A 25,953-nucleotide genomic window follows, 5' to 3' on the forward strand; every position below is an offset into this window, starting at 1 on the left:
GCAGGTCAGAACCACCGGGTGGCAAGGCCACACCGCAACCGCCGTTCATCTCGGAAATTCAGCAGGCTACGGCGACAACAAGGTCCTGGTGAGTTGGTGATCGGGATCGGCGAGCCCATCGATGACATCGAAATGATGCCGCCCGGGTTCTTCGATCACGCAGGTTTTCGCACCGAGCCCGGTCCAGATGTTGGCGAGAAGCGCGTTCTGGCGGACGAATTCCGGGCGCTCGGCGCTGCCCACCCAGCAGGTCACGCATGCATTCGGCATCGGCTCCAGCAATGCGGGGCTTTCCACGAGCGCTTCGGCCTCATCGATCCGAAGGTCCGTGTTCATGGCGGCCTTCATCAGCGGACGAAGGTCATGAAGGCCGGAAATGGAGACGGTGTGGCTGATGCGCGCCCGGACATCGTGCGGGAGCGGCGACGTCGCCGAAATCATACGCGTCACCAGATGCCCGCCGGCGGAATGGCCCGCCAGAAAAAGCGGACCTTCGACCATCGCCGCGGCGCGCTCGACGGCCGCGGCAATTTCGCGCGTGATCTCGGAGATGCGCACAGTCGGGCATAGCGTGTAAGAGGGCATCGCCACAGCATAGCCGCTTTCAACCGATCCACGGGCCAGATGCGACCAGAAGCTCTTGTCGAGCGCCTTCCAGAATCCGCCATGGACGAAGACGACCAGGCCCTTTGGCCGGCCCTCTCGTTTAAAGAGATCAAAGCGGTTTCGTGGGCGCTCGCCATAGCCGATGTCGAGCGTCGCACGGCCGCTGCCTTGAAGTGCGTCGCGATAGGCCTGAGCGGGCTGCACCCACGCCGCCGGCCAGCGTTCGCCGCCCGGAATGTTCGGAGCATTCGCATAGGCGTCGTTCCAGTCGGAAATCTGATGAAAAATCACTTGGGTTCGGTTTCCATTTGATCTTGTGGGCTGGGCGGATGTCCGATCGATGCCGCAGGCAACCAGTCTATACCGGGAAGCGCAGCTTCCGCCCATACATTTCAAGCTTGAAATAATTGATATCAGCGCGAATAATTCCGCCAGGGGGCGTGGACCAGGGAATGACATGACCGATTTCACGCGAACAAAATCCCTGTTCGCCATCCCGGATGGCGTGATCTATCTGGACGGCAATTCGCTCGGTCCCCTGCCCGCTGCAGCCGCCGATCGCGTCGGCCGCATGATATCGGAGGAATGGGGCAAGCACCTCATCAAGGGCTGGAACGTCGCCGGGTGGATGACGCAGCCGCGGCGTGTCGGCGACCGAATCGGCCGGTTGATCGGCGCTGCCGACGGAACGGTGGTGGTGGGCGATACGCTGTCCATCAAAGTCTACCAGGCACTGGCCTCGGCGCTCGAGCTCAATCCGTCGCGGCGCGTCATCTTGTCGGATAGCGGCAATTTTCCTTCCGATCTCTACATCGCCAGCGGTCTGCTTGAAACGCTCGGCCGTGGTTACGAATTGAAGGTCGTGGACCCCGAAGACGTCGAAGACGCTATCGACGAGACAATCGCGGTGCTGATGCTCACCGAGGTCGACTATCGCACCGGCCGGCTGCACGACATGAGTACGCTGACCCGCAGGGCGCACGCCGCCGGCGCCTTGACGGTCTGGGATCTGGCGCATTCCGCGGGCGCGATCCCGGTCGACTTGAAAGGAGCCGAAGCCGATTTCGCCGTCGGCTGCACCTACAAATATCTCAATGCCGGTCCTGGCGCGCCAGCCTTCATCTATGTAGCGCCGAAGCACGCCGATACGGCGCGGCCGGCGCTTTCCGGTTGGATGGGTCATCATGCGCCCTTTGCCTTTGACCTCGACTATCGGGCCGGGCCGGGCATTGAGCGAATGCGGGTGGGTACGCCTCCGATCATTGCGATGGCCGCGCTCGACGCCGCCCTCGACGTCTGGGACGGCGTCAGCATGACCGATGTGCGTCATGCATCGATCGCGCTCGCCGACCTGTTCATCCGCGAAGTCGAACGACGTTGTCCCGAGCTGACGCTGGCTTCGCCGCGGGACGCAAAGCGGCGCGGCAGCCAGGCTTCATTTCGTCACCCGGATGGCTACGCGATCATGCAGGCGCTGATCGCGCGCGACGTGATAGGCGACTTCCGCGCGCCTGATATGATGCGCTTCGGCTTTACGCCGCTCTACATCGGAGAAGCCGAGGTTCGCGCGGCAGTCGACGTCCTCGCCGACGTCTTGACCAATCGCCGCTGGGATACTGCGGATTACCGCAAAAAGGGGCTCGTAACATGACTGGCAAGCCCGACGACTCCGCGCGTGAGGCAGCCCAGATGTCGTTCGACGGGCGCATGTCCTACAGCGATTATCTGCATCTGGAACGCGTTCTGAACGCGCAAGAGCCGCTCTCGGACGCACATGACGAACTGCTGTTCATCATCCAGCATCAGACTTCCGAACTCTGGATGAAGCTGGCTATCCACGAAATCCGTTCCGCCATCAAGGCGATCCGCCACGACCAGTTGCATCCCGCCTTCAAGATGCTGTCGCGCATCGCCCGGATCTTCGAGCAGCTCAATACCGCCTGGGACGTGTTGCGGACGATGACACCCAGCGAATACTCAGAGTTTCGCGATCAGCTCGGGCAATCCTCGGGTTTCCAATCGTACCAGTACCGCGCGATCGAGTTTCTCGCCGGCAATCGCAATTTGGCGCTGCTTGGCCCGCATGCCCACCGCGCCGACATCATGGCAAAGCTCGAGGAAATTCTCGCTGAGCCGGGCCTCTATGACGAGGCGCTGTTGCTGCTGGCGCGCAATGGTTTCGACATCGGCGAAGACGCGCGCCGAACCGACTGGCGCGTCACGCGCACGCCAAACGACGAGGTTTTGAAGGCCTGGAAGACCATCTATGCGTCGCCAGCGAAACACTGGATGCTCTACGAGCTTGCGGAAAAGCTGGTCGATTTCGAAGACTATTTCCGCCGCTGGCGCTTCAACCACGTCACGACGGTCGAGCGCATCATCGGCCTGAAGCGCGGAACCGGCGGCACGTCGGGCGTCTCCTACCTGCGCAAGATGCTCGAGGTCGAACTTTTTCCGGAACTCTGGAAGCTGAGAACAGAGCTTTAGAGCATGATCCGGAAAAGTGGATACCGGTTTTCCCTCGCGACAAACGCGAACGCGTTTGCGCGGAGATCATGCTCAAATCAAAGAGTTACGACACCCGATAAGCGGGTTTCAGCGCGGCACCACCGCCGTCGCTTCGATCTCGACGCGGGCTTCCTTCTCGACCAGGCGCACCACCTGCACCAGCGCCATTGCCGGATAATGCGCCCCGAAAATCTCGCGGTAGACGCGGCCGAGCTCCTTCAGGCTCGCGAGATATTCCTCGATGTCGACGACATACCAGGTCAGGCGCACCAGATGCTCAGCTCTGGCGCCGCCCTCGGCAAGAATCTCGGCGATGTTGGATAGCGTCTGGCGCACTTGCGCGACGAAATCGGGCTCCAGGCGGCCCTGCGTGTCCCAGCCGATCACGCCGCCGGTCACCACAAGCCGGCCGTCGGCTGCCATGCCGTTGGCGTAGCCTTTCGGCATCGGCCAGCCGCTCGGCTGCAGCACTTGCGGGCCTGGCGGCGAGGTGTCGGTCTTAGGATGAGGCACCACGCTCAGTGTGGGGCCTTTGGGGGCGGTCACCGGCTTTTCTCCATCAGGTTAGAAATTATTCCGCGGCAACGCTTGGCGATGACGGGCCGGCCGCAGCCATCTGCCTCAGCGCAAAGCGCCTCAGCTTGCCGGTTTCGGTCTTCGGCAGTTGCGCGACATATTCGATCGCACGCGGATATTTGTAGGGTGCAATCGTCTGCTTGACGTGATCCTGCAACGCCTGCGTCAGCGCAGCGTCGGCAGCGGCGCCGCCGGCCAGAACCACGTAAGCCTTGACGATCATGCCCCGCGCCTCGTCCGGCGCGCCGACCACGCCGCATTCGGCGACGGCCGGATGCGACAGCAGCGCCGCTTCGACCTCGGGGCCTGCGATGTTGTAGCCGGAGGAGACGATCATGTCGTCCGAGCGGGCGACAAAGGACAGTCGGCCATTCGCGTCGCGGACAAAGGTATCGCCCGTCAGATTCCAGCCGTCGCGCACATAGTTCGACTGCCTCGCATCGGCGAGATAGCGGCAGCCGGTCGGCCCGCGCACCGCGAGCTTGCCGATGGTGCCAGGCGGCAATTCGTTCATGTCGTCGTCGACGATTCTTGCCTCGTAGCCCGTCACGGGATGTCCCGTCGTCCCTGCCACCGCATCGCCGATCCGGTTGGTAATGAAAATGTGCAACAGTTCCGTGGAGCCGATGCCGTCGAGAATGGTCTTGCCGGTCTTGCGGGTCCAGCCTTCGAACACCGGCGCCGGCAATGTCTCGCCGGCGGAAACCGCCAGCCGCAGCGACGACAGGTCGGCGCCATTATCCATCGCCGCCATCATCGCGCGATACGCGGTCGGCGAGGTAAAGCAGATCGTCGCCTTGTAGGCCTCGATGATCTTGACCATTTCGGGCGGCGACGCGTTTTCCAATAGCGTCGCCGTTGCGCCGAAGCGCAGGGGGAAGATTGCGAGCCCTCCGAGCCCGAAGGTGAAGGCCAGCGGCGGCGAGCCGACGAAAACATCGTTCTCTGTAACGTTGAGCACTTCCCTGGCATAGCCGTCCGCAATGATCATGAGATCGCGATGGAAATGCATCGTCGCCTTCGGCTCGCCCGTCGTGCCCGAGGTAAATCCCAGCAGGGCGACGTCGTCGCGCCCTGTCTTCACCGCGTCGAACCGGACCGGCTTGTTCAGCGCCACCCTGTCGAGCTCGGCATCATGGTTGGACGTGCCGTCGAAATTCACCACCTGCTTCAGGAAGCGGCTGGTCTTCGCGCACGCGACCAGTTCATCGGCGATGCGGCTATCGGTCAGCGCCAGCGCAATCTCCGCCTTGTCGACGATCTTGCTCAGCTCACCGGCGCGCAGCATCGGCATGGTGTTGACGACGACAGCACCTGCTTTTGTGGCCGCGAGCCACGCCGCGACCAGCGCCGGGTTGTTGCCGGAGCGGATCAGGATGCGGTTGCCGGGCTTGACGCCGTAGTTCTCCACCAGCGCATGCGCGAGGCGGTTGGACCAGTCAGCCAGCTCCTTGTAGGTGCGCTGGCGGCCGTTGCCGATCAGTGCGATCCGATCGCCCCAGCCCTCTTCGACGATCCGATCGGTCAGTTCGACTGCGGCGTTGAGATATTCGGGATACTGAAATTCCGGCCGATCGAGCAGCAGATCCGGCCATTGCTCTGACGGCGGCAGATTTCGCCGCGCAAAATCGTCGACGTGGGCCGACGGGCCGAGAGACCGGCCAAGGGTCCGGCTGGGAGTGCTACCTGACATTTTCAATCTCCCCTCGCTTCCATCCATCAAAGGCTCGAGATCAATATCGAGGACGCCCGGCAACGCCGTCTTGCAAATCATTTTAGGCTTAAAACAATTTTTCGCAAGGGTGGAATCGCGTATTCCCTCCTTCAGAGATTAACGGCCGCGCCCCGGCCGGGAACTCGCCCCCTCAGGCGGCCCGGTATTCCCGCGCCGCGGCGAGGAAGCGGCCGTAAGCGGCGGCATCGGGCGGGGTGAATTTCTCCACCAGCGGATTGCGCCGGCGTCCGGGCACGCCGATGTCGGCCAGCAATTCGTCAAAATGCTTGAAGTGATAGGGCGCGACGCACAGCCCGCCATAGATGCCGGCCGCCGGGCGCTCGACGCGCTTGAAATGCAGCATCATCTCGATGTTGTCCCGCATCTCCTTGGGCGTCGGCTGACGGACGAGCTGGCCATCGGCATAGCGCACCAGCCAGTTCGCGGCGAGATCTGCGCATAGCACCGTGCAGAAGCTGGAGTTGAAGCCGACGAATCCCATTTCGGGCAGGTCCGGGTTGGCGATCAGCCGATAGAGCCGATACTGCCCGTCGGGATCGACCAGTCTGTCTCGGTAAGCCTGCGGCAGGAACGGCACGCCCAGTTTGTAGCCGATCGCGAGCACAGCCACGTTGGCCTGGACGCGCTGCCCGCCGGTCATCACGATCGTATTGCCATCATAGCGCTCAAAACTGCCTCTGATGGCCTTGATGCGCTTGTCCGCGACCATCGGAAAGAATCCCGGCGTCGCGATCGGCACCGAGCAGTTGACGCCATCCTCGATCCTTTCCTTCGGCACCATGTCGCATTTGCCGAGCTTGAGTTGAATTTTCAGAAGGCTCTCCAGCCCGCGCCAGTTGGCCCAGATGAGCGGCTTTGCCACCACATGCGCGAACCGCGACATCGCGCCGATGCTCCAGCTCCGGAACATCTCCTCCTGCGCGCGGATGTAGAGAATGCGTTTGAAATTGACCAGGCCGCCGATGAAATAGGGAATCCGCCACACCGGCTCGCGGTACACCAGCGTCACTTCCGCCGCCCCGGAATTGACCGCGTTGACGGCGATATCGGTCGCCGACTTCGAGCCGCCGAGCACGACGATCCTGCGGCCTTTGGCAATCGCCGGGTCGTTGTATTGCGAGGAGTGCAGGATGTGCCCGCCCTGCGCCTTGAAGGCGTCTTCGCCGGGCAGGCTGAGCGTCTGCGGCTCGTTGAACTGCCCGGTGCATACCGCGACGAAATCGAAGTCCTCATGACTGACGCCGCCATCCGGCCCACGCAGATCGAGCCGCCAGCCCGGCGCAGAGTCGGGCCGACGATCCATTTGCACCACGGTCGTGTTGAAGCGGATCGCGCCGAGGAGATCGTTGTCCTTTGCGTACTCAGTCAGATAGGCGTGGACCTGCGGACCTTTCGGCCATTCCGGATAGGAATCCGGCATCGCCTTGTCGGTGTAGCGGTACAAATCCTTCGGGCTCTGCGTTTGCACCTCGGGATAGGACCGCGCCGGTTCCCAGACGCCGCCAAGATCGCCACTGCGCTCGACGATCGTGATCTGATGACCGCGCGCGGCGAAGGCCTTTGCGGCTGCAAGTCCGGATACGCCTGCGCCAATGACGCAGACTTTCTTTCGGCTGACCATGACGACGTCTCCAACAAGGATGAGTTCAGGGAGCTATTCGTTGGCCTCGGGCGGCAAAAAGTTCACCTCATGCTGCGCCGAGATCCGGACCACCTCTTCGGGGTCGGTCAGATTGTGGAGCTGGTCGAACAGCGCTTCGAGCTTCTGCATCGGCGACACCCAGAACAGTGCGCGGGCCGGCTTGTCCGATTTGTTGAAGTAGCCATGCGGGATGCCGCGTGGCATCCGAACCAGGTCGCCGGCCTTGGCCTGCACCCAGACGCCGTCGAGCTTGAGATCGAGAACGCCCTCCTGCACCAGGATGAATTCATCCTGTGTGGGATGAACGTGCACCGGCACGAATTGCCCGGGCTCGCTGTTAGTCTCGAAGGCAAAGGTTGAATCGGTCACGGCCTTGGGGAAGTAGACCTGACCGAGAATATTCCAGGTCTTGCCGCCGTAACCGGTGCCATTCTTGGTGATACCTTTTTCGAGTGCGGCCATGTCGCCCTCCTCTGTCGCGGTTGGTGTGGTTGCGATGTCCGAAAATAGTCCGTGCAGGCTGGATCGAGTCGAAACGGCCGTCTAGCCGGAAAACGAATCCGGCCAGCTTCGCGCGAGATTTTCGCATTGCTGCGACGCGATACGGTCGGCTGTCCGGGTGTCGCACCGCGATCCCTCCCACGCGCCGTGAAATGGATTCCGGGCTCGATGCTTCGCCTCGCCCCGGAATAACGGAGCGAGCGTGACTGCCGCGGCTGCCTGCAGATCGGCATCACGGCCAAGGAAATCGCCTTTCCAAGCACGGCCCCCACAGATATTATAGGCTTAAAGTAATGCGGAGGGCCGGGCCGTGGAGACGGGCACCAGCATTGTCAGGCATGACCCGACCGTCCGGCTGGCGGCGTTCAACCGCGTTTCGACCGACAGCGTCGATGCTGCCGCCGACGCGATTGGACGCATATTCTGCCCGCATGAGCTAAAGCCCGCCCGCGCCTCATCCGAATTTTTCGCGCTGCATAACTGTGCGATCTCCCGCGGATTTTCCATCAACTACGTCGCCTATGGCGGATCGGTGTCGATCGACCCCGGCTGCCTCGAGCGCTTCTTTCTGTTGCAAATCCCCGCGCACGGTTCAGCGCGGATCCGAACCGCCTCGCGCGACATCGCAACCGCTCCCGGCGCCAGCGCCTCGCTGTTGTCGCCGACGATCCCGACGCGAATGACTTGGCAGAGCAATTGCGCTCAGATCATTCTGCTGGTCGACCGCCGCCTGATAGAGCAACGGGCCGCAGCGTTATCGGGGCGACCGGCGGGCGCGGTCGAGTTCGAGCCCGCGGTCGACCTCTCCTCCGCAGCCAGCCGCGCGCTTCAGTCGCAGATTTTGGAGTTCGTCGATCTTGCCGAGCACCTCGGACCGCGAAGGCCACTTTCGCCGATAACAGCAGCCAATATACGCGAGACGTTGTTGGGTGCTTTGCTCCACGGCCAGCATCACAGCGCCAGCGACGCGATCGACCGGTTTGGCGGCCGGGCCGAAACGCTGCCGCAATCGTTGCGACGGGCGCGCGAGTTCTTATACGCGCACGCGGACGAGCCGCTCGATCTCGCGCAGCTTGCTGCAGCCGCTGGCACGGGCATCCGCGCGCTACAGCTCGGCTTCCGGCGGCATTTCGGAACGTCGATCTCGGAGATGCTGCGTGACATCCGCCTCGCGCACCTCAACGTCAGGTTGGCCGTCGCCTCCCCTAACGACAGCATCACCGATATCGCATTCGAGCTCGGCTTTACACACCTCAGCCGGATGGCAAGCGCCTATCGCGCCAAGTTCGGCGAAACGCCGTCGGCGACCATGCGCGGGATCAACTAGCGCCCGGCGACTCCTGCGCGATTGTTGTATTCGGCCTCGTAGTCCACATCGGCGCTCAACGGATCACCCTTCCCGTGTCAGCCTCAGTCGCCCCGCGCCCTCGCGGACTTCTGCGCCGAAGTTTTGGTCTTGGCCAAGAGGCGCATCAGCTCCCGGACATCCTTCGGCGTCAGGTCTCCAAAAATATCGGCGATCCACAGTTCGTGTTCCGCCGCCATTTTGCGGAATTCGGCACGACCGGCCTTGGTCAGGCGGATCACCTGCACGCGGCGGTCGACCTCCGAGGTGCGGCGGTCGAGATGCCCGGATTCGACCAGGCGCTCGACCAGCCCAGTGACGTTGCCGTTCGAGACCATCATCCGCTTCGAGACATCGGACAGCGTCATGCCCTCCGGGACCTTGTCGAGCTGGGCCATCAGATCGAACCGCGGCAGCGTGACGTCGAAGCGCTCGCGCAAGCGGCTGCGTACCTCGCCCTCGATCAGGGTCGTGCAGGTCAGGAGGCGAAGCCACAGCCTGAGTTCGTCGCCATGATGCTCCGGGAGCTCGACGGCCTTGGTCTCTGAATCGAGAGTCATGATCCTATCTTGTCTGCGTTTTAACGTTCGGCGAGCCCGAACAGAGCGCAGCTCGGGATCATTATCCAGATTTCTTTAAGTTTCAAGCAATGGCGCATGGCTTGCATGGAGGCGTTGTGCTTGCAGGTGCCGTCGCCGTCAGAATAAGCTGCACCCCGAGCATTTGACGTAGCGTAGGTTTTGGCTGCCGGGCCGCCGAACGGAGGAACAATCATGAAGCAGTCGTTGAAACTGACAGGGCTTGCCGTTTTGCTGGGGTTTGCCGCCGCTCCAGCCGCAGCGCAGGAGAAGATCAAGATCGGCGTGATCACCACCCTGTCCGGCCCGGCAGCCGTACTCGGCCAGCAATCCCGCGACGGCTTCCAGCTCGCAGTCAAGGATCTCGGCGGCAAGATAGCCGGCAAGGACGTCGAGGTGATCGTCGTCGACGACGAACTCAAGCCCGATGGCGCCGTGACCAAGGCCAAGGGCCTGCTCGAGCGCGAGAAGGTCGATTTCGTGGTCGGACCGATCTTTTCCAACATCCTGCAAGCCATTCACCGGCCGGTCACCGGGAACAAGACCTTCCTGATCAGCCCGAACGCAGGGCCTTCGAGCTATGCCGGCAAGGAGTGCAGCCCGTTCTTTTACGTGACCTCGTACCAGAACGACCAGGTTTTCGAAGTTCTCGGCAAGGTCGCGCAGGACCGTGGCTACAAGCGCCTCTACGTGCTGGTGCCGAACTATCAGGCTGGCAAGGATTCGGCGGCCGGATTCAAGCTCGACTACAAGGGCGAGATCGTCGAGGAAAGCTATACGCCACTCGGCACGCTGGATTTCCAGGTCGAGCTGACCAAGATCGCCTCCTCCAAGGTCGATGCGCTGTTCACCTTCATGCCGGGCGGCATGGGCGTCGGGCTTGTGAAGCAGTACCGGCAGGCCGGCCTCGCCGACAAGATCCCGGTGCTGTCGGCGTTCACGGTCGACGAATCGACCCTGCCCGCGCAGCAGGATGCCGCCGTCGGCATGTTCGGCGGCGCCAACTGGGCGCCGAACATGGACAATCCCCACAGCAAAAAATTCGTTGCTGCGTACGAGGCCGCCTATAACAGCGTGCCCGGCACCTACGCCATGCAGGGCTACGACACGGCCATGCTGATCGACAGTGCGGTGAAGGCGGTGAAGGGCGATCTGAAGAACAAGGACGCGGTCTCGACCGCGCTTAGGAAGGCCGAGTTCACTTCGCTGCGCGGCGACTTCAAGTTCAACGTCAACGGCTATCCGATCCAGAATTTCTATCTGACCAAGGTCGCCAAGCGCCCGGACGGCAAATTCCAGACCGAGATCGTCGAGAAGGTTTTTTCCAACTACGGCGATCGCTATGCCAAGGACTGCACGCCCGCGAAATAACAATCGAGAGGGAGCGATACCATGAAGACTGAAATCGCCGGCATTACCCGCGCCAACGAGGGAATCCAGGGAATTTCCTGGAGCATTCTCGGTCAGACCTATGTGCCGAAGAGCGTCACCGAGCATTCCTTCTCCTGGCATGCGACGTTGCCGCCCGAGACTTTTGTGCCGCCGCACATCCATCCCGATCAGGACGAGTATCTCTACATCCTGGAAGGGCAGCTCGACTTCTTCCTCGACGGCGCCGATACGCAGGCGACTCCCGGCGATCTGGTGCGGCTGCCGATGGGCAAGCCGCACGGCATCTTCAACAAGTCGGGACGGACCGCGAAGACGCTGTTCTGGGTCTCGCCGACGCAGCGTCTCTACGACCTGTTCTGGGCGATCCACAACATGAAGGAGCAGACGCCGGACGCGGTGGTGGCGCTGGCGGCCGAGCACAACATCCACTTCCTGCCGCCGCCTCCGGGGGCGTGAGGGTTATCCCGTAGCCCGGGTGAGCGTCAGCGACACCCGGGGACCTCTGCCTGGTTTTGCGCGACTGTTCCCGGGTATCGCTGCGCTCACCCGGGCTACAAGACTAATTACGCCCGCACCGCCGCGAGCCCGACCTGCGGCGGGGCGAAGCCGGCCTTCGACGCGTAGCCGCGCACGATCGCCTCGCGCTGGGCGTGGCTCAGCACCTTTTCGATATCGGTAAAGCCGTCCGGCGCCAGTTGCTCGACAGCGTCGATCACGCCTTCGGGGCCGCCGCGGCGGTTCGCGCGCACGATCTCCGCCGTCATCGGCAGGCGCTTCTTCTCATAGGCGACCAGCGCCTGGCGCGGATGTTCGGCACGCGCCAGTTCATCGGCCAGCGCCCGCGCATCAAGGATCGCCTGCGAGGCGCCATTCGATCCGACCGGATACATCGGGTGCGCGGCGTCGCCGAGCAGCGTGACGCGTCCCCAGGTCCAGTACGGCAGAGGATCGCGGTCGCAGCACGGATATTCGTAAAATTCCGGTGTCGCCGAGATCAGGCTGCGCACGTCGACATAAGGCACCTTGAAGCGCTCGACATGGGGCATCAACTCCTCGCGCTTGCCGGGCCGCGACCAATCCTCGCGGCGCGGCGGCGGCGAATTGCCATCGCCGATCTTCACCATGACAGCCCAATTGGTCAGCCGGCTCGATGGACTCGAGCCTTCCGCAATCGGATACACCACGACCTTGGCATTCAGCCCGCCGGCCACGATCATCGAGCGGCCGGTCAGGAAGGCAGGCCAGTCGCGCGCGCCGCGCCACAGCATATGTCCGTTCCAGCACGGCGGTCCCTCGTCCGGAAACAGCATCTCGCGCACGCGCGAATGAATGCCGTCGGCGCCGATCAAGACATCGCCGCGCGCGGTTTTGACATGGGCGCCGGTGCGGTCAAAGAAGTGAGCGACCACGCCGCCCTCATGCTGCGTAAACGCGCCGAGACGGCAACCGGTGTGGATCGCCTCGTGGCCGAGCCGTTCCTCGACAGCGCGATGAATCACGCTTTGCAGGCGGCCGCGGTGGACCGAGAATTGCGGCACGTCGTGCCCGGCATCGAGGCCGCGCGGTTCGCGCCAGACTTCCTGGCCGTGGCGGCTGAGATAGTACAGTTGATCGGTACGAACAGCGGCAGCATCGAGCCGGTCCAACAGGCCAAGGCGCGTCAATTCTCTGATCGCATGCGGCAGCGTGTTGATGCCGACGCCGAGTTCGCGGATGGTGTCGGACTGCTCGAACACTTCGCAATCGATGCCGCGGGCGCGCAGCATCAGCGCGGTGGTAAGGCCTCCGATGCCGCCTCCGACGATGATCGCCTTCATGCGCTACTCCACTCTTTCGACCTCTCTCCGCTGGCGCGGGGCGAGGGAACGATAGAGCCTGCCATCCGGCCTATTCGGCTGCAAGCGGCTTTGTCGCCTCGGCCTTCAGCTCGGCGCGGGTTTTCGGTTTAGCCTTAACCTTGAGGTCCTCGAAATCCTGCCGGTCGCGTACGCTGTTGCGGAAAATTTGTTCCTTGCCGGGCAGATATTGCGGCGGACAGGCAATGTCGGCGCCATACCAGGCCGCCGCCCGCATCGTGAAGGACGGATCAACCAGATGCGGCCGGGCGAGCGCGACGAGATCGGCGCGACCGGCGGCCAGAATCGTGTTGACCTGGTCCGCGGTCGTGATGTTCCCGACGCACATGGTCGCGACGCGGGCCTCGTTCCGGACCTGATCGGAAAACGGCGTCTGGAACATCCGGCCATAGATAGGCTGCGCGTCGCGCACAGTCTGGCCCGTGGAGACATCGACGAGATCGACGCCGGCTTCGGCGAACGCGCGCGCGATTGCGACCGCATCGTCGCCGGTGATGCCGCCCGCCGCCCAGTCGGTGGCGGAGATGCGAACCGACATCGGCTTATGCGCCGGCCACGCCGCGCGCATCGCCTCGAACACCTCCAGCGGATAGCGCAGCCGGTTGGCGAGCAGGCCACCATATTCGTCGGTACGTTGGTTGGTCAGCGGCGAGATAAAACTCGCCAGCAGATAGCCATGGGCGCAGTGCAGTTCCAGCATGTCGAAGCCGCAAGCCACCCCGCGCAACGTGGCCGCCACGAACTCTTCCTTGACGAGGTCCATGGCGGCGCGATCCATTTCACGCGGCACCTGGCTGTCCGGGAAGTAAGGCAATGGTGACGCCGAGATCGTGTCCCAACCGCCCTCTTCCAGCGGCCGGTCCATGCCCTCCCACATCAATTTGGTTGCGCCCTTGCGGCCGGCATGACCGAGCTGCAGGCAGATCTTGGCGGCCGAATTGGCGTGGACGAAATCGACGATTCGCGTCCAGGCGGCCTGCTGCTCGTCGTTCCATAGACCGGTGCAGCCGGGCGTGATGCGGGCGTCGCGGCCGACGCAGGTCATCTCGGTGAAGATCAGCCCCGCACCGCCGATCGCGCGCGAGCCGTAATGCACCAGGTGGAAGTCGCCGGGCACACCGTCTTTCGCCGAATACATGCACATCGGCGACACCACCGCGCGGTTCTTCACCTCCATCTCGCGCAACCTGAGCGGCTGGAACATCGGCGCCGCCGGTTTGTCGAGGTCGACATCGAATCCTTTGGCGCGAACCTGCTTCGCAAACGCCTTGTCGACCTCGCGGACGAACTCCGGCGCGCGCAGCGTCAAATTATCGTAAGTGATCGCCTTGGCGCGGGTCATAACGCCGAACGCAAACTGCACGGGATCGAAATCCCAGAAGCGGTCGACGTGCTCGAACCAGACCAGCGACACGTCGGCGGCGTGCTGGATCTTCTCGACCTCCTCGCGCCGCCCCTGCTCATAGGTCTGCAACGCGGCGTCGACGGTCGGCGCCTGCGCCATGGCGTCGGCGAGCGCAATCGCGTCTTCCATCGCGAGCTTGGTGCCCGAGCCGATTGAGAAATGCGCAGTCGCCTTGGCGTCGCCGAGCAGCACCATGTTGTCCTTGATCCAGCGCTGGCTGCGGATCATCGGAAAATTGCGCCACATCGAGCGGTTGATCAGCAACGGATGGCCATCGAGGAACCAGCCGAAGATTTCGGCCATGCGATCGGCGGACTCACGTTCGCTAAGGCCTTCGAGGCCGGCGCGGTGGAAGGTCTCGGCGTCGGTCTCGAAGATCCACGTCGAGCGCCCCGCCTCATATTGATAGGCATGCGCGATGAACGGCCCCCACTCGGTCTCCTGGAAGATGAAGGTGAAGGCGTCGAGCGGCCGGGTCGAGCCCATCCAGGCGAATTTGTTGGAGCGCAGGTCGATCTGCGGCTGGAAATGCTCGATGTGCTTGTCGCGGAAGCGGCTGTTGATGCCGTCGGCGAGCACAATGAGATCGGTGTCGGCGAAACGGGCTTCGTCGTCGATATCGATTTCGAACAGCAACGTGACCCCGAGTTCGCGGGCGCGCTCCTGCAGGATCAACAGCAACGTGCGACGAGAGCATCCGCAAAAGCCGTTGCCGCCGACGCGGTGGACGGTGCCGCGGAAATGCACGGCGATGTCGTCCCAATAGGCGAATTCCTGGGTGATGCGCCGGTAGCTCGGCGGATCGTATTTTTCGAAATTGTCCAGCGTGGCATCGGAGAACACGACGCCGAAGCCGAAGGTGTCGTCGGCGCGGTTGCGCTCATAGACGGTGATCTCGGCCTGCGGCCGCTGTTTCTTCAAGAGGATCGCGGCATAGAGACCGGCCGGTCCGCCGCCGATAATCGCGATCTTCATCTACCGCCTCCGAAACAGGCTGTCGGGCTAGTTCCAAATTACTTTAAGCCTAAAATAATTTGGGGGCAAGCCCTGTTGCCACCTCTCCGCCCTCATCCTGAGGAGCGGCCTTTGGGCCGCGTCTCGAAGGATGGGCCACGGGCCTGCATGGTTCGAGACGGCGCTAACGCGCCTCCTCACCATGAGGGGATAAATGGCCTCAATTCCCCTGGAACACCGGGGTTCGCTTGTTCGAGAACGCCTCGAACGCCCTTGCGAAATCTTCCGTGGTCATGCAGAGCGCTTGCGCCACCGCCTCGGCCTCGATCGCTTCTTCCACCGACATTGCCCATTCCATCGCCAGCATACGCTTGGTCATGGTGTTGGCGAAGGTGGGTCCTTCCGAAATCTGCTTGGCCAATAGTTGCGCCTGCGGCAGCACCTGTTCCGGGGTGACGATCCTGGAGAAGAAGCCCCATTTCTCGCCCTCCTCTGCGGTCATGAAGCGGCCGGTGTAGAGCAGTTCCGACGCCCGCGACTGCCCGATGATGCGAGGCAGGATTGCGCAGGCGCCCATGTCGCAGCCGGCGAGACCGACCTTGTTGAACAGGAACGCGACCTTGGCGCCGGTGGCGGCCAGGCGCAGATCTGACGCCATGGCGATGATAGCCCCCGCGCCGGCGCAGATGCCTTCGACGGCGGCCACGATCGGCTGCGGACACGCGCGCATCGCTTTCACCAGGTCGCCGGTCATGCGGGTAAAGCCGGTGAGGCCCTTGGTGTCCATCTGGATCAAGGGGCCGATGATCTCGAACACGTCGCCGCCGGACGAGAAATTGCCGCCGGCACCGGTCACGACGATGGTCTTGACCTCATCGTCCATCGCGCAGGCGCGGAAAAAATCCGTGAGTTCGCGATAGCTTTCGAACGTCAGCGGATTCTTTCGCTCAGGACGATTGAGCGTCACCGTGGCGACGCGATCCACGACCGCCAGCACAAAATGCTTGGGCGAATAGTCGGCCAGCGGCAGCGTGACGGGGTTGGCAGGCTTGCTCATGGGATCTCCCTGAATTGCATTGTCGTTGACCGCTCAGACCTCGCCACCGGCAACCGCGATGGCCTGTCCGGTGATGGCGCCTGCGCCCTCGCCGCAGAGCCAGAGCACGGTATCAGCTACTTCCGACGGCGCCACGAGACGTCCCTGCGGATTGTGCTTTGACAGCTCCGCAATCGCCTGCTCGCGGCTGCGGCCGGTCTTCTTGATGATGTTGTCGATCGAGCCTTCCAGCAGATCGGTCTCGGTGAAGCCGGGACACACGGCATTCACGGTAACGCCGCTCTTGGCCGTTTCCAGCGCCAGCGAACGGACAAGGCCGATCACCGCGTGTTTCGCCGCGCTGTAGGCCGAGACATAAGCGTAGCCCTTGAGGCCGGCGGTCGACGCGACGGCGACGATCCGGCCGCGGCGGCGCTCCAGCATTCCGGGCAGCACGGCTTGCGTGGCATGAACCACGCCCATGAAATTGACGTCCATCATCCGCTGGAACAGCGCCGCGTCGGAGCGGCCAAACGGCGCGGACTCCGCCGCGCCGGCATTGGCGACGAGGATGTCGATCGGCTGCCGCGCGGCGGCTTCCGCAACTGCCGACTTGACTGAAGCCTGGTCGGCGACATCGGCGACGGCTGCAAACTGCGCTGCGCCGGACGCAACCGCTTCATCCAATGTCGCGCGATTGCGCCCGAGCACAGTTACCGTTGCACCAGCTTTCGACAACGCCGCCGATATCGCAAGGCCGATACCCCGCCCGCCGCCGGTAACGAGCGCATGGGAGGAACGCGACAATTGGGACATCGGTCAAGCCTCCAGGATCAGGGTTCAGCATATATTTTAAACTTCAAGCTTTTGCAAGGAAGGGGAATGGATTGCTTCGTCGCTCCGCTCCTCGCAATAACGGGGAAATACCGGAACGCCACAACGACTGTCATCCCCGCCAACGGGTCGCGCGAATGCGCGCCCGATGACAGGCTCCGGCGGGGATCCAGTACGCCGCGGCTTATCCGTTCGATCACTGCTGTCTCTGGAATTCACCCGCCTTCGCCTTCGCGGGTGACGACAAGTGAGTATGCGTGAGCGTTCTCGGCGCCCGAGGTTTGCTCTCAACTTCCCGCCCTCTCATTCAGAGGGCGCGTCGCAGATGAACGGGGAGTTCAGTCGATGCCGAGCAACGCTGCCAAGCGTTCGCGCACTTCGGTTAGCACGATGTCTGGTGCTCGTCCGGCATGTTGGATCGGTCGTTTTTCCCAAGAGATGCTGCGGGGTTGGTCGGCCAGCACAACGCCACGGAAGCTGGCGCCTTCAGGCAGCTTGGCCTCGAAAGGATAGTCTCGTACACGGCTGGTGATTGGGCAGATCACGCAAAGGCCGGCCGCCGCATTGTAGTTGTGCGGTGATAATACGATGGCCGGTCGTCGGCCGCTTTGTTCGTGGCCGACAGTAGGATCAAGATCGATCCAGATGAAATCGCCGGCCTCCGGACAGTAATTACCAGACTTCGTTGCCAACGGGCGGCCCCCAATCAATCTCTTCATGACGATTGTCCGGCGTTATACCGGCAACCAGCTTGTCGAGTGTGTAGCGACGCTTGCGCCGTGGCGACCGGGCGATCTCGATCACCAGTTTACCCTCGCTCACGGTCATTTCGGCGGCCTTGCCATCGCTGGCACCGATTTCGTCAGCGAATGCTTTTGGCACCCGCAGTGCCAGGCTGTTGCCCCACTTCTGAAATGCTACCTTCATGTTCGGGCTCCGACATTGATGATACAATGTAGATACGAGCCGAGAGTTGGTCAAGTGGTGTGCCCCGGACCGGCCGGACATAGGGCCGGAAAGCGTGCCCACCATCGACAGGCGCCGCTCTACGATAGATGGTGGGCACGTCGCTACGCTCCTTTGCCCACCCTACATGTTAAATGATCCCGTCTCTTCGCAGCGCTGCGATCGCGTCCGCGTCGTAACCGATATCGGCCAGCACGCGATCGGTGTGCTCGCCGAGCGTCGGCGGGCGCGTGACGATTTCGCCTGATGTCTCCGACAGCCGCACTGCGGCGCGCGCCACTGGCGCGGGGTTCGGCAAGCCGGGATAATCGACATCCTGCATGAAACCGGCGGCGCGGATGTGCGGATGCTCCAGCGCCTGTTGCGGGCTCAAGACCGGACCGGCCGGGATCATCGCTTGGCCAAGCGTATCGACGGCTTCCTGCGTGGTTCGCTCGGCACACCAGCGCGCCATTCGCTCACTGATGATGGGGCCGTGGTCACCGCGCTTGATGTCGTCGGCAAAACGCGGATCGCTGAGCCAGTGATCCTCTCGCATCAATCTGGCCCAGCGGATGAACAGCGGATGGCCGGTGACCTGGCACAGCACCCAGCCGTCCCTGGTGCGGTAGATGTCGGCGGGCGCCGCGGTCTGGCCGAGATTGCCCGTGGGCACGCGGTTGGCTGATATCACCGCCTGCTCGATCAGCGTTGCGTTGGTGAAGGACAGCGCGGTCGCGAGCAGCGCGCCCTCGACGATCTGCCCGCGCCCGGACTTAGCCCGCTCGATCAGCGCGGCGAGCGTGCCGAAGGCGCAATGCAGCGCGGTGCCGAAATCGACCCAGTTCACTGCGGCACGGTACGGCGGATCGCCCTTGCCCGTCATGTAGACCGCGCCCGACATCACCTGGCCAACGCCGTCGAAGCCGACGCGGTCCGACCATGGCCCCGGCCCACCGAAAGCGGTCGCAGTCGTCAGGATGATGTCCGGCTTGATCGCCTTCAGCGAGTCATAGTCGAGCTTCATCGCGCGCAGCGTCTGCGGCGGCAAGTTGGCGACCACGACGTCGGCGGTGGCAACCAGCCGGCGCATCACCTCCTGACCCTGTGGCTTCATTGGATCGAGCGTGATGCATTTCTTGTTGCGGTTGACCTGCAGGAACAGCGCGCCCTCGCCGCCTTCGCCGACCGGCGCCACGAAACGGTCCTCGCTGCCGTCGCGCTTTTCCACCCGGATGACTTCCGCACCGAACTCCGCCAGCAATGTCGCGCAATACGGTCCTGCGATATAACGCCCGAAATCGAGGACACGAATGCCCTCCAGAACTCCCCCCATCGGTCTTTTTCCTTGTCCGGCTGCCCGATTGTGTCGAGCCTTCTATCATGTTGATGAATGAATGGGACGGCCATACAATCACTGATCCCTTTCGAACGGAACATCCCTAAATGACCCCGACTGCACAACGGCCCTATCGCGGCGTCTTCCCCGTCGCTCCGACCATCTTCGACGATCAGGGAGAGCTCGATCTCGAAGGCCAGCGGCGCTGCATCGATTTCATGATCGACGCCGGCTCGAACGGCCTGTGCATTCTGGCCAATTTCTCCGAGCAGTTCGTCCTCACCGATGCCGAGCGCGAAAAGGTGATGGTCGCGGTGCTGGAGCACGTCGCCGGCCGCGTGCCGGTGATCGTGACGACGACGCATTTCGGTTCGCGCATCTGCGCCGAGCGCAGCCGCCAGGCCCAGGACGCGGGCGCGGCGATGGTAATGATCATGCCGCCGTACCACGGCGCCACGTTCCGCGTGCCAGAAAAGGCCATTTTCGAGTTCTATCGCACCGTCTCCGACGCCATCGACATTCCCATCATGATCCAGGATGCGCCCGTTGCCGGGACGCCGCTTTCGGTCGACCTGCTGGCGCGCATGGCGCGGGAAACTCCGAATATCCGCTATTTCAAGATCGAGGTGCCGATGGCGGCGGCGAAGCTTCGCGATCTGATCGCGGCCGGCGGCGACCACATCGAAGGTCCCTGGGACGGCGAGGAAGCGATCACGCTGATGGCCGATCTCGACGCCGGCGCAACCGGCGCCATGACGGGGGGCGGCTACCCTGACGGCATCCGGCAGATCATCGATCCCTATCTCGCAGGCCGACGCGAGGAAGCGATGGCAGCCTATGCGCGCTGGCTGCCGCTGATCAATTACGAGAACCGCCAGTGCGGCTTGCAGGCCGCCAAGATACTGATGAAGGAAGGCGGCGTGATCGGTTCGGACGCGGTTCGTCATCCCCTGCAAAGGGTTCACCCGGCGGCGCGCGCCGGTCTCATCGAAATCGCCCGCCAGCTCGATCCCGTGGTGTTGCGCTGGGGGCGGTAATCGATAGCCGCCATCGACCAGCACCGCCTTCGGCACCTGCTCCTCGCGACTTGAATCAGGAACGTCGCCGCTCTCTGCGCATTAAAAGCGTAGAGACGCGGGACGGTTCGTCATGAGCCATGTGAGTTACCTGCACGAAACGAAGCCAGAGCCAGCCGAGGGCGAGCCGGATACTTCAGGAGCTCCAGGCGATCAGGGCCGCGGCCGCCGCGCGGTATCTCCATGGCAAATTCCCTGGAGGGGATGGAAGGATATCCTGATCAGGACCTACCAGCAGGTCGGCGAAGACCGGCTGCTCGCTGTCGCTGCAGGCGTCGTCTTCTATGGCCTGCTTGCCCTTTTCCCGGCGATCACCGCCCTCGTCTCGTCCTACGCGCTGTTCGCCAAGGCAAGTACGATCAACGATCACATGACAATGCTTGCGGGCATCCTGCCGGAGGGCGCGCTCGGCATCGTCAGAGACCAGGTCGACCGGGTGCTCGCCAAGGGCGACGTCAAGCTGGGGTTGGCTTTTCTGTTCTCCTTCCTGTTTGCCCTGTGGAGCGCCAATGGTGGCATCAAGGCCATCATCGATGCGCTCAATGTGGTTTATGACGAGGACGAAAAGCGCGGCTTCTTCAAGCTCAATGCGGTTTCCCTCGCACTCACCTTTGGCGGGCTGGTCGCCGTGCTTCTCGCCATCGGCTCGGTCGTGGCACTTCCGATCGTTCTGTCCACACTCGGGCTCGGGGCCGTCACCGATGCGCTGTTTCGATTCGGACGCTGGCCTATCCTGGTCCTGACGATGCTGTTTGGCCTCGCGGTGCTCTATCGGTTCGGACCAAGCCGCCGCTCGCCGCAATGGCGCTGGCTGAGCGTCGGCAGCGTGGTTGCAACGCTGACGTGGCTTGCGGGATCGGCCTTGCTGTCGTTCTACCTTTCCAATTATGCAAACTACGACGCGACGTACGGCTCGCTCGGTGCCGCGATCGGCTTGATGATGTGGATGTGGATATCCACGATCGTCGTGTTGCTCGGTGCCGAACTCAATGCGGAGATCGAGCATCAAACTGCAGCCGACAGCATGGAGGGCGGAAACAAGCCGTTGGGCCAGCGTGGGGCGAAGATGGCCGACACGGTCGGAGAAGCGAAATCATAGACGCAGAAGCGTAGTGTTCCTGTTTTTCTCGAACAGGCTGGGATGTCTTGGCTCGCTGTTGATTTCGGCGGCCGTGACCATCGGCCTGCTTTTTGCGCTCGGCGTTCTCCGTTTTTGATCGCGGAATTGCGCAGCGCTGAACTGGAAATCAGAGTTGAAGCCATTACATCAAGTGGCCCGCGCACATTGACTTCCCGCCGTGAAGAAATACCTCGTCATTTTCCTTCTGCTCATGCTCGTTCCCATGGCTGTTTCCGCCGTGAAATACCTGCTCGGCGACAGGCGCATGAACTGGCAAACGGCGGACCGTTCAAGCGCCGGACTTCTTGCCAAAGCTTCCGAACACACCGATGCCGTGATCAGGGTGTTCGCGGCAAGGACGGTACGCTGGCGCGGGATATTCGCAGTCCACACCTGGATCGTCGTGAAGGAGCGCGGGGCCAGCCGTTACAGCCGCTACGATTACACGGCCTGGGGTGAACCGATCCGGATCGACGGATTCCAGGCCGACGGGCGCTGGTTTGGCGAGATTCCCGAAACTGTCGTCCGCGTCGATGGTCCGAAAGCGGAAGCGCTGATTCCCAAAATCCGCTCGGTCATCGAGACTTACAGGTTTCGCGCCAATGGAGATTACAGCGCCTGGCCGGGTCCGAACTCCAACACGTTCATCCAGGCGATACTGGATGCAGTTCCGGAACTTGAAGCGGTGTTGCCGCCGACGGCGATCGGCAAGGATTATCCTTACCATGGCAATTGGGCTGGCTTCACGCCGTCGCGGACCGGCGTGTTTGCTTCGCTCGGAGGTTATCTTGGGCTGACGATCGGATGGATCGAAGGCATCGAACTCAATTTTTTCGGAGGCGTTCTCGGCTTCGACATCCGCCGCCCCGCACTGAAACTGCCGGGTGTCGGCCGGCTCGGGCTGCCGCTTGGCTCGTGATCTCGGTATCGACGACCGACGAAATCGGATTGATTCCAGTCCTTGGGGAACCTTCGTTTCGGTCAAACGTCGAAAATCGGGAGGATCGACATGACCGACGAACAGACCTTTGCATCATTGCTCGGCAAGGCCGCGATTGCGGTTTGGGGCGACATGCCCCGGGACATTCAGGAGGCGCTGTTCGAAACCGCGATGCGCAACCGCTCCGAGTTGCGTCACGATCTGGCCGTGCTGCTGCATGAGCGCCACCCGAGAACGCAGCACCCGGCCAAACCCGACTGAGCAAACCCACCTGACGCCTAACCTCTATTCCGGAAACGCAACATCCGCGATGACGGGAAGATGGTCCGAATAGGAGCGCGCCTTGCGATCGGTCCAGGCCGAACGGATCACGAGATCGGGCGACGCGTAGATTCGGTCGAGCCGCATCATCGGCAAGCGCGCCGGAAATGTCCGTAACCGCGTTCGGACCGGGCAAATCCGCGCCAGCACGCCCCGCACCGATTTCACCCAGAACCAGTCATTGAAATCGCCGAGCACGAGCGTCCGCGTCGGCTGCACCAGCTCGGCCAGGGCATGCGCCTGGGCGTGCCTTTCATGGATGCTGAGGCCGAGATGCGTGGCAATAACCCTCACCTCGCCATGATCAGACAAAATGCGCGCGGCAATGGCTCTGCGGGGCTCCCGCTCCTGATACGAGACGTCGGAGATTTTCGGGGGCTCGGCGAACGGCCAGCGGCTCAGCAGCACCTGCCCGTAGTCGCCGTCCTCGGTGACGATCGATCGCGCATCGACGCTGTGGTCGCCGACGGCTTTCGCCAGAAGCGCAAAGGGATCGTTGGTTCTCCCGCGCGAGTCGACCTCCTGCAGCGCCACGATGTCAGGCGACCAGTGGCGAATGACGGAACAGACGCCATCCAAATCAAACCCGGGATTGAGGTGGAAGATGCCGTGAACGTTCCATGTCATGATGCGAATCGTAGTCATCACGTTCTACGCTCCGCCAGCCAGGTCACCAGGAACTGCACGCCAAGGCACAGTGCGATCCAGGCGAGGATCGCCAGCGCCAGCAGCAGCACATTGATCCAAGAGGCGTTTCGCGCCAGATCCGCGATCTGCGCGCCGAGCGCGGCCATGACTGCGATTCCCGGCGCCATGCCGAGCACGGTGCCGAGCATAAAATCGCGCAGGCTCAATTTGCTGGCGCCCGCCACCACGTTTACGATCGAGAACGGAGCGATCGGCACCATCCGGATCATGGCGACTGCCACAATCCCCCTGCCGACAATGCTGCTCTGAACCCGGGCGGCCCGTCGCCCGAGCAGCCGCTGCAAGCGCGCCTGGCCCAGCACGCGGCCGATCGAGAACAGCGTGAGCGCACTGAGTAGCACGCCGACGCTCGCGCTCATGAAACCCATCCACGGCCCGAGCGCCGCAGAGGTCGCGGCGATCAGTACCAGCACCGGAAAAACCACCAGCCCGCCGACGACGAAGGCGGCAATCGCAAACAGCGGCGCGAATTGCGACCGCGCGGGTTGCGAGATGATCGAGGAGACGAAGCCGACATCGGCGAAATCGCGCAGCGATGTGTACTGCCAGGCCAGCGCCAGGCCGGCGAGCGCCGCAGCGAGGCCGGATACCGCCAAAATGGTTTTTGCCGTCCACATGCGATTGGCGGCGCGGTCGAGGTGAAGCGGTTCCCTGGGATCGGCCACGGGCTGCACCATGACCGCCACGCCGCCGACCGACGCGGCCGGATCGATCGGCTGCAACGATTTCGGGCCATCATCCTCCGCCAGGCGGTCGACAAATCCGAACAGGTCGGCTTCGTGGCGTTCGATTTCGCGTTCATCGACGCCGCAGAAATGTCCGATCAGACTACGGCGAAGCCAGGCGAGATATTCACAATGCGCCTCGGAGGTCGCCTCGAAGGCCAGATCGCATTCGGTGTCCGCCCCCATCGAGCGATTGTTGAGGTTGGCCGATCCCACGCGCAGGATGCGATCGTCGACGATCATCACCTTGCTGTGCACCATGACCGCGGCCGTCTGTTCGGCATCGCGCGTCGATGGATAGACAAAGCGGACCCGGTCCATGACGCCTGCCGATACGAACCGGGCGATAAATCCGCCGCGCCCGCTCTGCATGGCCTGCGATTCGAACCAGGACGAATGCATCTTCGGCATGACGATCAGGACGCGGAGCTGCGGCACGTCCAGCAACCGCTGCGCCAGGAGGCGCGCGATGTCGGTGGCGCTGGTGAACTGGTTTTCGATATAGATGAAGCGGTCGGCCGCATTGATGGACGCTTCGAACAGCCGCGCGACTTCGTTCACGCCGCCACTGCCTGCGGTGGCTATCTCGGTCCGGGCGATGCCCACCGTCATTCCCCGGCACTGCACCGGGACCGAGGCCGGCCAGCGCTCGCCCTTGATCGCGGCGGTTTTTTCGACCGTGCAGCCGGCGGCGCGCCACCTGTTCTCCGCCACTTCCGTCAGACTGGCCGCAGCTTCGCCATCCACCATGCACTGCACGTCGTGAAACGGCGGATAGGGTTTACCGTCGGGATCGGTACGAAGCGGATGATGGGCTTCGTGCGCGCTGGTGTCCCAGCGCCGGATCGTCAGGTCGAGGCCGCCGACGAAGCCAAGCGCACCGTCAATGACAACGATCTTCTGATGCTGCGCTGAGCCCCAGGGAAGGCTGGAGTCGAAACAAAAGCGCAGCCGGTCCGACGCGTGCGCGGTGAACTTGGCGGCCGAATTCCATTCCCGCTCCGCGGCGTAGAGGGGCGGGAAATTCCAGATCAGGATGTTGATCCGCAGATCGGGCTTCGCCTTTAGCAGCGCTTTCAGAAACGCACCGAGCTCTTGCGGATAGCCGTCGTCGGCGTACCCGGAGGGCCCGACAAACCGGGTCTGGCTATGGATGTCCCAGCCGATGATGTACACCTGCCGGGTTGCGAGCAGTAGCGCTTCCCGCAAAGCGGCGAAATATGCGGCGGCATCATTGAGGATTGTCAACCGCCCTGCCTTGCACCTTCTCCAGACGGTTTCGCCAGGAATGAGGATGGATGAGCTTTGCAGCAGACGGCACCTCGGCAATAGATGAGAAAACCCGTTCGGGATCACGAACGAATGTTCGCCCGATGCCAATCCAACGATCTGCAGCCGCGACAGTTCCAGCCAGCCGGAACCTGCGGCCTTCCATCCGCCTTCGGCGCGGTTGAATCACCGGACACGCACGCTAGCGCCGGTTGCTCCTATCGGCGAGATCCGGGGGGCGTAGCGTTCCGGCCCGGGCGGGAGGCACTTTCTTCCTCAACCACCGGTTCGACGTAGGTGCTGTGCAGCGAGATCGGCGACTTGTAACCGTCGAACATGATGCGGACGGTGCTGCGATAGCGGCCGGAGCCGATGATCACCCCTTCCCGGCCGGCGAACTTTGGGCATCGCGCCACTCCGAGTGCGCTCATCCTGACGCGTGTCCGTTCAGGCAACGAAGTCCGGTGATCGGGTGGCTGTTTGGGCAATCGCATCCTTGGCCAAGCGGCTTGGTCAGAATGACGCCACACGTTCGCCAACAA

At 62.9% G+C, this 25,953-nt stretch carries 25 protein-coding genes; 9 read left to right on the top strand and 16 right to left on the bottom strand.

All coding sequences use genetic code 11. The features are described from left to right. Positions 1-66: 66 nt before the first annotated feature. Positions 67-897, bottom strand: coding sequence for an alpha/beta hydrolase (locus YUO_RS0111920; RefSeq protein WP_028347462.1), 831 nt, complete (start codon positions 895-897; stop codon positions 67-69). Between the two features lie 166 nt (positions 898-1,063). Here YUO_RS0111920 and kynU point away from each other — a divergent pair, with 166 nt between their 5' ends. After that, complete coding sequence (gene kynU, locus YUO_RS0111925) at positions 1,064-2,257, top strand: kynureninase (RefSeq protein WP_028347463.1); 1,194 nt, start codon at positions 1,064-1,066, stop codon at positions 2,255-2,257. Beyond that, positions 2,254-3,093, top strand: coding sequence for a tryptophan 2,3-dioxygenase (kynA, locus tag YUO_RS0111930; protein ID WP_028347464.1), 840 nt, complete (start codon positions 2,254-2,256; stop codon positions 3,091-3,093). The genes kynU and kynA overlap by 4 nt, the downstream gene beginning before the upstream one ends. 108 nt (positions 3,094-3,201) lie before the next feature. On the opposite strand, the gene YUO_RS0111935 is transcribed toward kynA, so the two are convergent. The 4 genes from YUO_RS0111935 to YUO_RS0111950 form a co-directional block, all read right to left on the bottom strand. Beyond that, positions 3,202-3,660 (bottom strand): RidA family protein, encoded by a 459-nt coding sequence (locus tag YUO_RS0111935; RefSeq protein WP_028347465.1) that lies wholly within the window; start codon positions 3,658-3,660, stop codon positions 3,202-3,204. 25 nt (positions 3,661-3,685) lie between these two features. After that, a complete protein-coding gene (locus tag YUO_RS40520) occupies positions 3,686-5,383 on the bottom strand; it encodes a benzoate-CoA ligase family protein (protein ID WP_051379407.1) in 1,698 nt (565 codons plus the stop codon). 172 nt (positions 5,384-5,555) lie between these two features. Continuing rightward, positions 5,556-7,046 (bottom strand): flavin-containing monooxygenase, encoded by a 1,491-nt coding sequence (locus YUO_RS0111945; protein WP_028347466.1) that lies wholly within the window; start codon positions 7,044-7,046, stop codon positions 5,556-5,558. Between the two features lie 33 nt (positions 7,047-7,079). Continuing rightward, positions 7,080-7,529, bottom strand: a complete 450-nt coding sequence (locus YUO_RS0111950; protein WP_028347467.1) for a cupin domain-containing protein — start codon at positions 7,527-7,529, stop codon at positions 7,080-7,082. Between the two features lie 349 nt (positions 7,530-7,878). On the opposite strand from YUO_RS0111950, the gene YUO_RS0111955 reads away from it, so the two are divergent. Next, the gene (locus YUO_RS0111955; RefSeq protein WP_051379387.1) at positions 7,879-8,895 is read left to right on the top strand and encodes an AraC family transcriptional regulator; all 1,017 of its coding nucleotides are present in this window, start codon (positions 7,879-7,881) and stop codon (positions 8,893-8,895) included. 83 nt (positions 8,896-8,978) lie between these two features. On the opposite strand, the gene YUO_RS0111960 is transcribed toward YUO_RS0111955, so the two are convergent. Continuing rightward, positions 8,979-9,473, bottom strand: a complete 495-nt coding sequence (locus tag YUO_RS0111960) for a MarR family winged helix-turn-helix transcriptional regulator (RefSeq protein WP_028347469.1) — start codon at positions 9,471-9,473, stop codon at positions 8,979-8,981. Between the two features lie 213 nt (positions 9,474-9,686). Between YUO_RS0111960 and YUO_RS0111965 the strand changes: the two genes are divergently transcribed. Both YUO_RS0111965 and YUO_RS0111970 read left to right on the top strand, forming a co-directional pair. Then, positions 9,687-10,862, top strand: coding sequence for an ABC transporter substrate-binding protein (locus YUO_RS0111965; RefSeq protein WP_028347470.1), 1,176 nt, complete (start codon positions 9,687-9,689; stop codon positions 10,860-10,862). 21 nt (positions 10,863-10,883) lie between these two features. After that, positions 10,884-11,339 (top strand): cupin domain-containing protein, encoded by a 456-nt coding sequence (locus tag YUO_RS0111970; protein WP_028347471.1) that lies wholly within the window; start codon positions 10,884-10,886, stop codon positions 11,337-11,339. A gap of 107 nt (positions 11,340-11,446) precedes the next feature. Here YUO_RS0111970 and YUO_RS0111975 read toward each other — a convergent pair whose 3' ends face one another. The 7 genes from YUO_RS0111975 to YUO_RS0112005 form a co-directional block, all read right to left on the bottom strand. Beyond that, positions 11,447-12,700, bottom strand: a complete 1,254-nt coding sequence (locus YUO_RS0111975) for a flavin-dependent oxidoreductase (RefSeq protein WP_028347472.1) — start codon at positions 12,698-12,700, stop codon at positions 11,447-11,449. 70 nt (positions 12,701-12,770) lie between these two features. After that, a complete protein-coding gene (locus YUO_RS0111980) occupies positions 12,771-15,119 on the bottom strand; it encodes a bifunctional salicylyl-CoA 5-hydroxylase/oxidoreductase (protein WP_028347473.1) in 2,349 nt (782 codons plus the stop codon). Between the two features lie 199 nt (positions 15,120-15,318). Next, entirely contained in the window at positions 15,319-16,155 is an 837-nt protein-coding gene (locus YUO_RS0111985; RefSeq protein ID WP_028347474.1) for an enoyl-CoA hydratase family protein, read from the bottom strand. A gap of 33 nt (positions 16,156-16,188) precedes the next feature. Further along, entirely contained in the window at positions 16,189-16,950 is a 762-nt protein-coding gene (locus YUO_RS0111990) for an SDR family NAD(P)-dependent oxidoreductase (protein WP_028347475.1), read from the bottom strand. 356 nt (positions 16,951-17,306) lie between these two features. After that, positions 17,307-17,687: a type II toxin-antitoxin system PemK/MazF family toxin gene (locus YUO_RS0111995; protein ID WP_051379388.1), complete on the bottom strand. Its 381-nt coding sequence runs from the start codon at positions 17,685-17,687 to the stop codon at positions 17,307-17,309. Then, a complete protein-coding gene (locus YUO_RS0112000; protein ID WP_028347477.1) occupies positions 17,641-17,895 on the bottom strand; it encodes an AbrB/MazE/SpoVT family DNA-binding domain-containing protein in 255 nt (84 codons plus the stop codon). Before YUO_RS0112000 ends, YUO_RS0111995 begins: the two co-directional genes overlap by 47 nt. Before the next feature lie 169 nt (positions 17,896-18,064). After that, entirely contained in the window at positions 18,065-19,249 is a 1,185-nt protein-coding gene (locus tag YUO_RS0112005) for a CaiB/BaiF CoA transferase family protein (protein WP_028347478.1), read from the bottom strand. Between the two features lie 110 nt (positions 19,250-19,359). Here YUO_RS0112005 and YUO_RS0112010 point away from each other — a divergent pair, with 110 nt between their 5' ends. The 4 genes from YUO_RS0112010 to YUO_RS0112030 all read left to right on the top strand — a co-directional run bounded on the left by YUO_RS0112010 (position 19,360) and on the right by YUO_RS0112030 (position 22,649). After that, on the top strand, positions 19,360-20,289 hold the full coding sequence (locus tag YUO_RS0112010; RefSeq protein WP_028347479.1) for a dihydrodipicolinate synthase family protein: 930 nt from the start codon (positions 19,360-19,362) through the stop codon (positions 20,287-20,289). Between the two features lie 112 nt (positions 20,290-20,401). Beyond that, on the top strand, positions 20,402-21,427 hold the full coding sequence (locus tag YUO_RS40525) for a YihY/virulence factor BrkB family protein (RefSeq protein ID WP_051379389.1): 1,026 nt from the start codon (positions 20,402-20,404) through the stop codon (positions 21,425-21,427). A gap of 244 nt (positions 21,428-21,671) precedes the next feature. Further along, positions 21,672-22,367 carry a DUF3750 domain-containing protein gene (locus YUO_RS0112025; RefSeq protein WP_235782690.1) on the top strand — a complete coding sequence of 232 codons (696 nt, stop codon included), beginning with the start codon at positions 21,672-21,674 and terminating at the stop codon, positions 22,365-22,367. 90 nt (positions 22,368-22,457) lie between these two features. Further along, positions 22,458-22,649, top strand: coding sequence for a hypothetical protein (locus tag YUO_RS0112030; protein WP_028347481.1), 192 nt, complete (start codon positions 22,458-22,460; stop codon positions 22,647-22,649). 24 nt (positions 22,650-22,673) lie between these two features. On the opposite strand, the gene YUO_RS0112035 is transcribed toward YUO_RS0112030, so the two are convergent. From YUO_RS0112035 to YUO_RS0112045, 3 genes are all read right to left on the bottom strand, one after another. Continuing rightward, positions 22,674-23,354 (bottom strand): endonuclease/exonuclease/phosphatase family protein, encoded by a 681-nt coding sequence (locus YUO_RS0112035; protein WP_028347482.1) that lies wholly within the window; start codon positions 23,352-23,354, stop codon positions 22,674-22,676. Beyond that, the gene (locus YUO_RS0112040; protein ID WP_028347483.1) at positions 23,354-25,390 is read right to left on the bottom strand and encodes a VTT domain-containing protein; all 2,037 of its coding nucleotides are present in this window, start codon (positions 25,388-25,390) and stop codon (positions 23,354-23,356) included. The genes YUO_RS0112035 and YUO_RS0112040 overlap by 1 nt, the downstream gene beginning before the upstream one ends. A gap of 239 nt (positions 25,391-25,629) precedes the next feature. After that, positions 25,630-25,842 (bottom strand): hypothetical protein, encoded by a 213-nt coding sequence (locus tag YUO_RS0112045; RefSeq protein WP_028347484.1) that lies wholly within the window; start codon positions 25,840-25,842, stop codon positions 25,630-25,632. Positions 25,843-25,953: the final 111 nt, after the last annotated feature.

The sequence above is a fragment of the Bradyrhizobium murdochi genome (assembly GCF_000472965.1).
GTDB classification, from domain to species: domain Bacteria; phylum Pseudomonadota; class Alphaproteobacteria; order Rhizobiales; family Xanthobacteraceae; genus Bradyrhizobium; species Bradyrhizobium murdochi.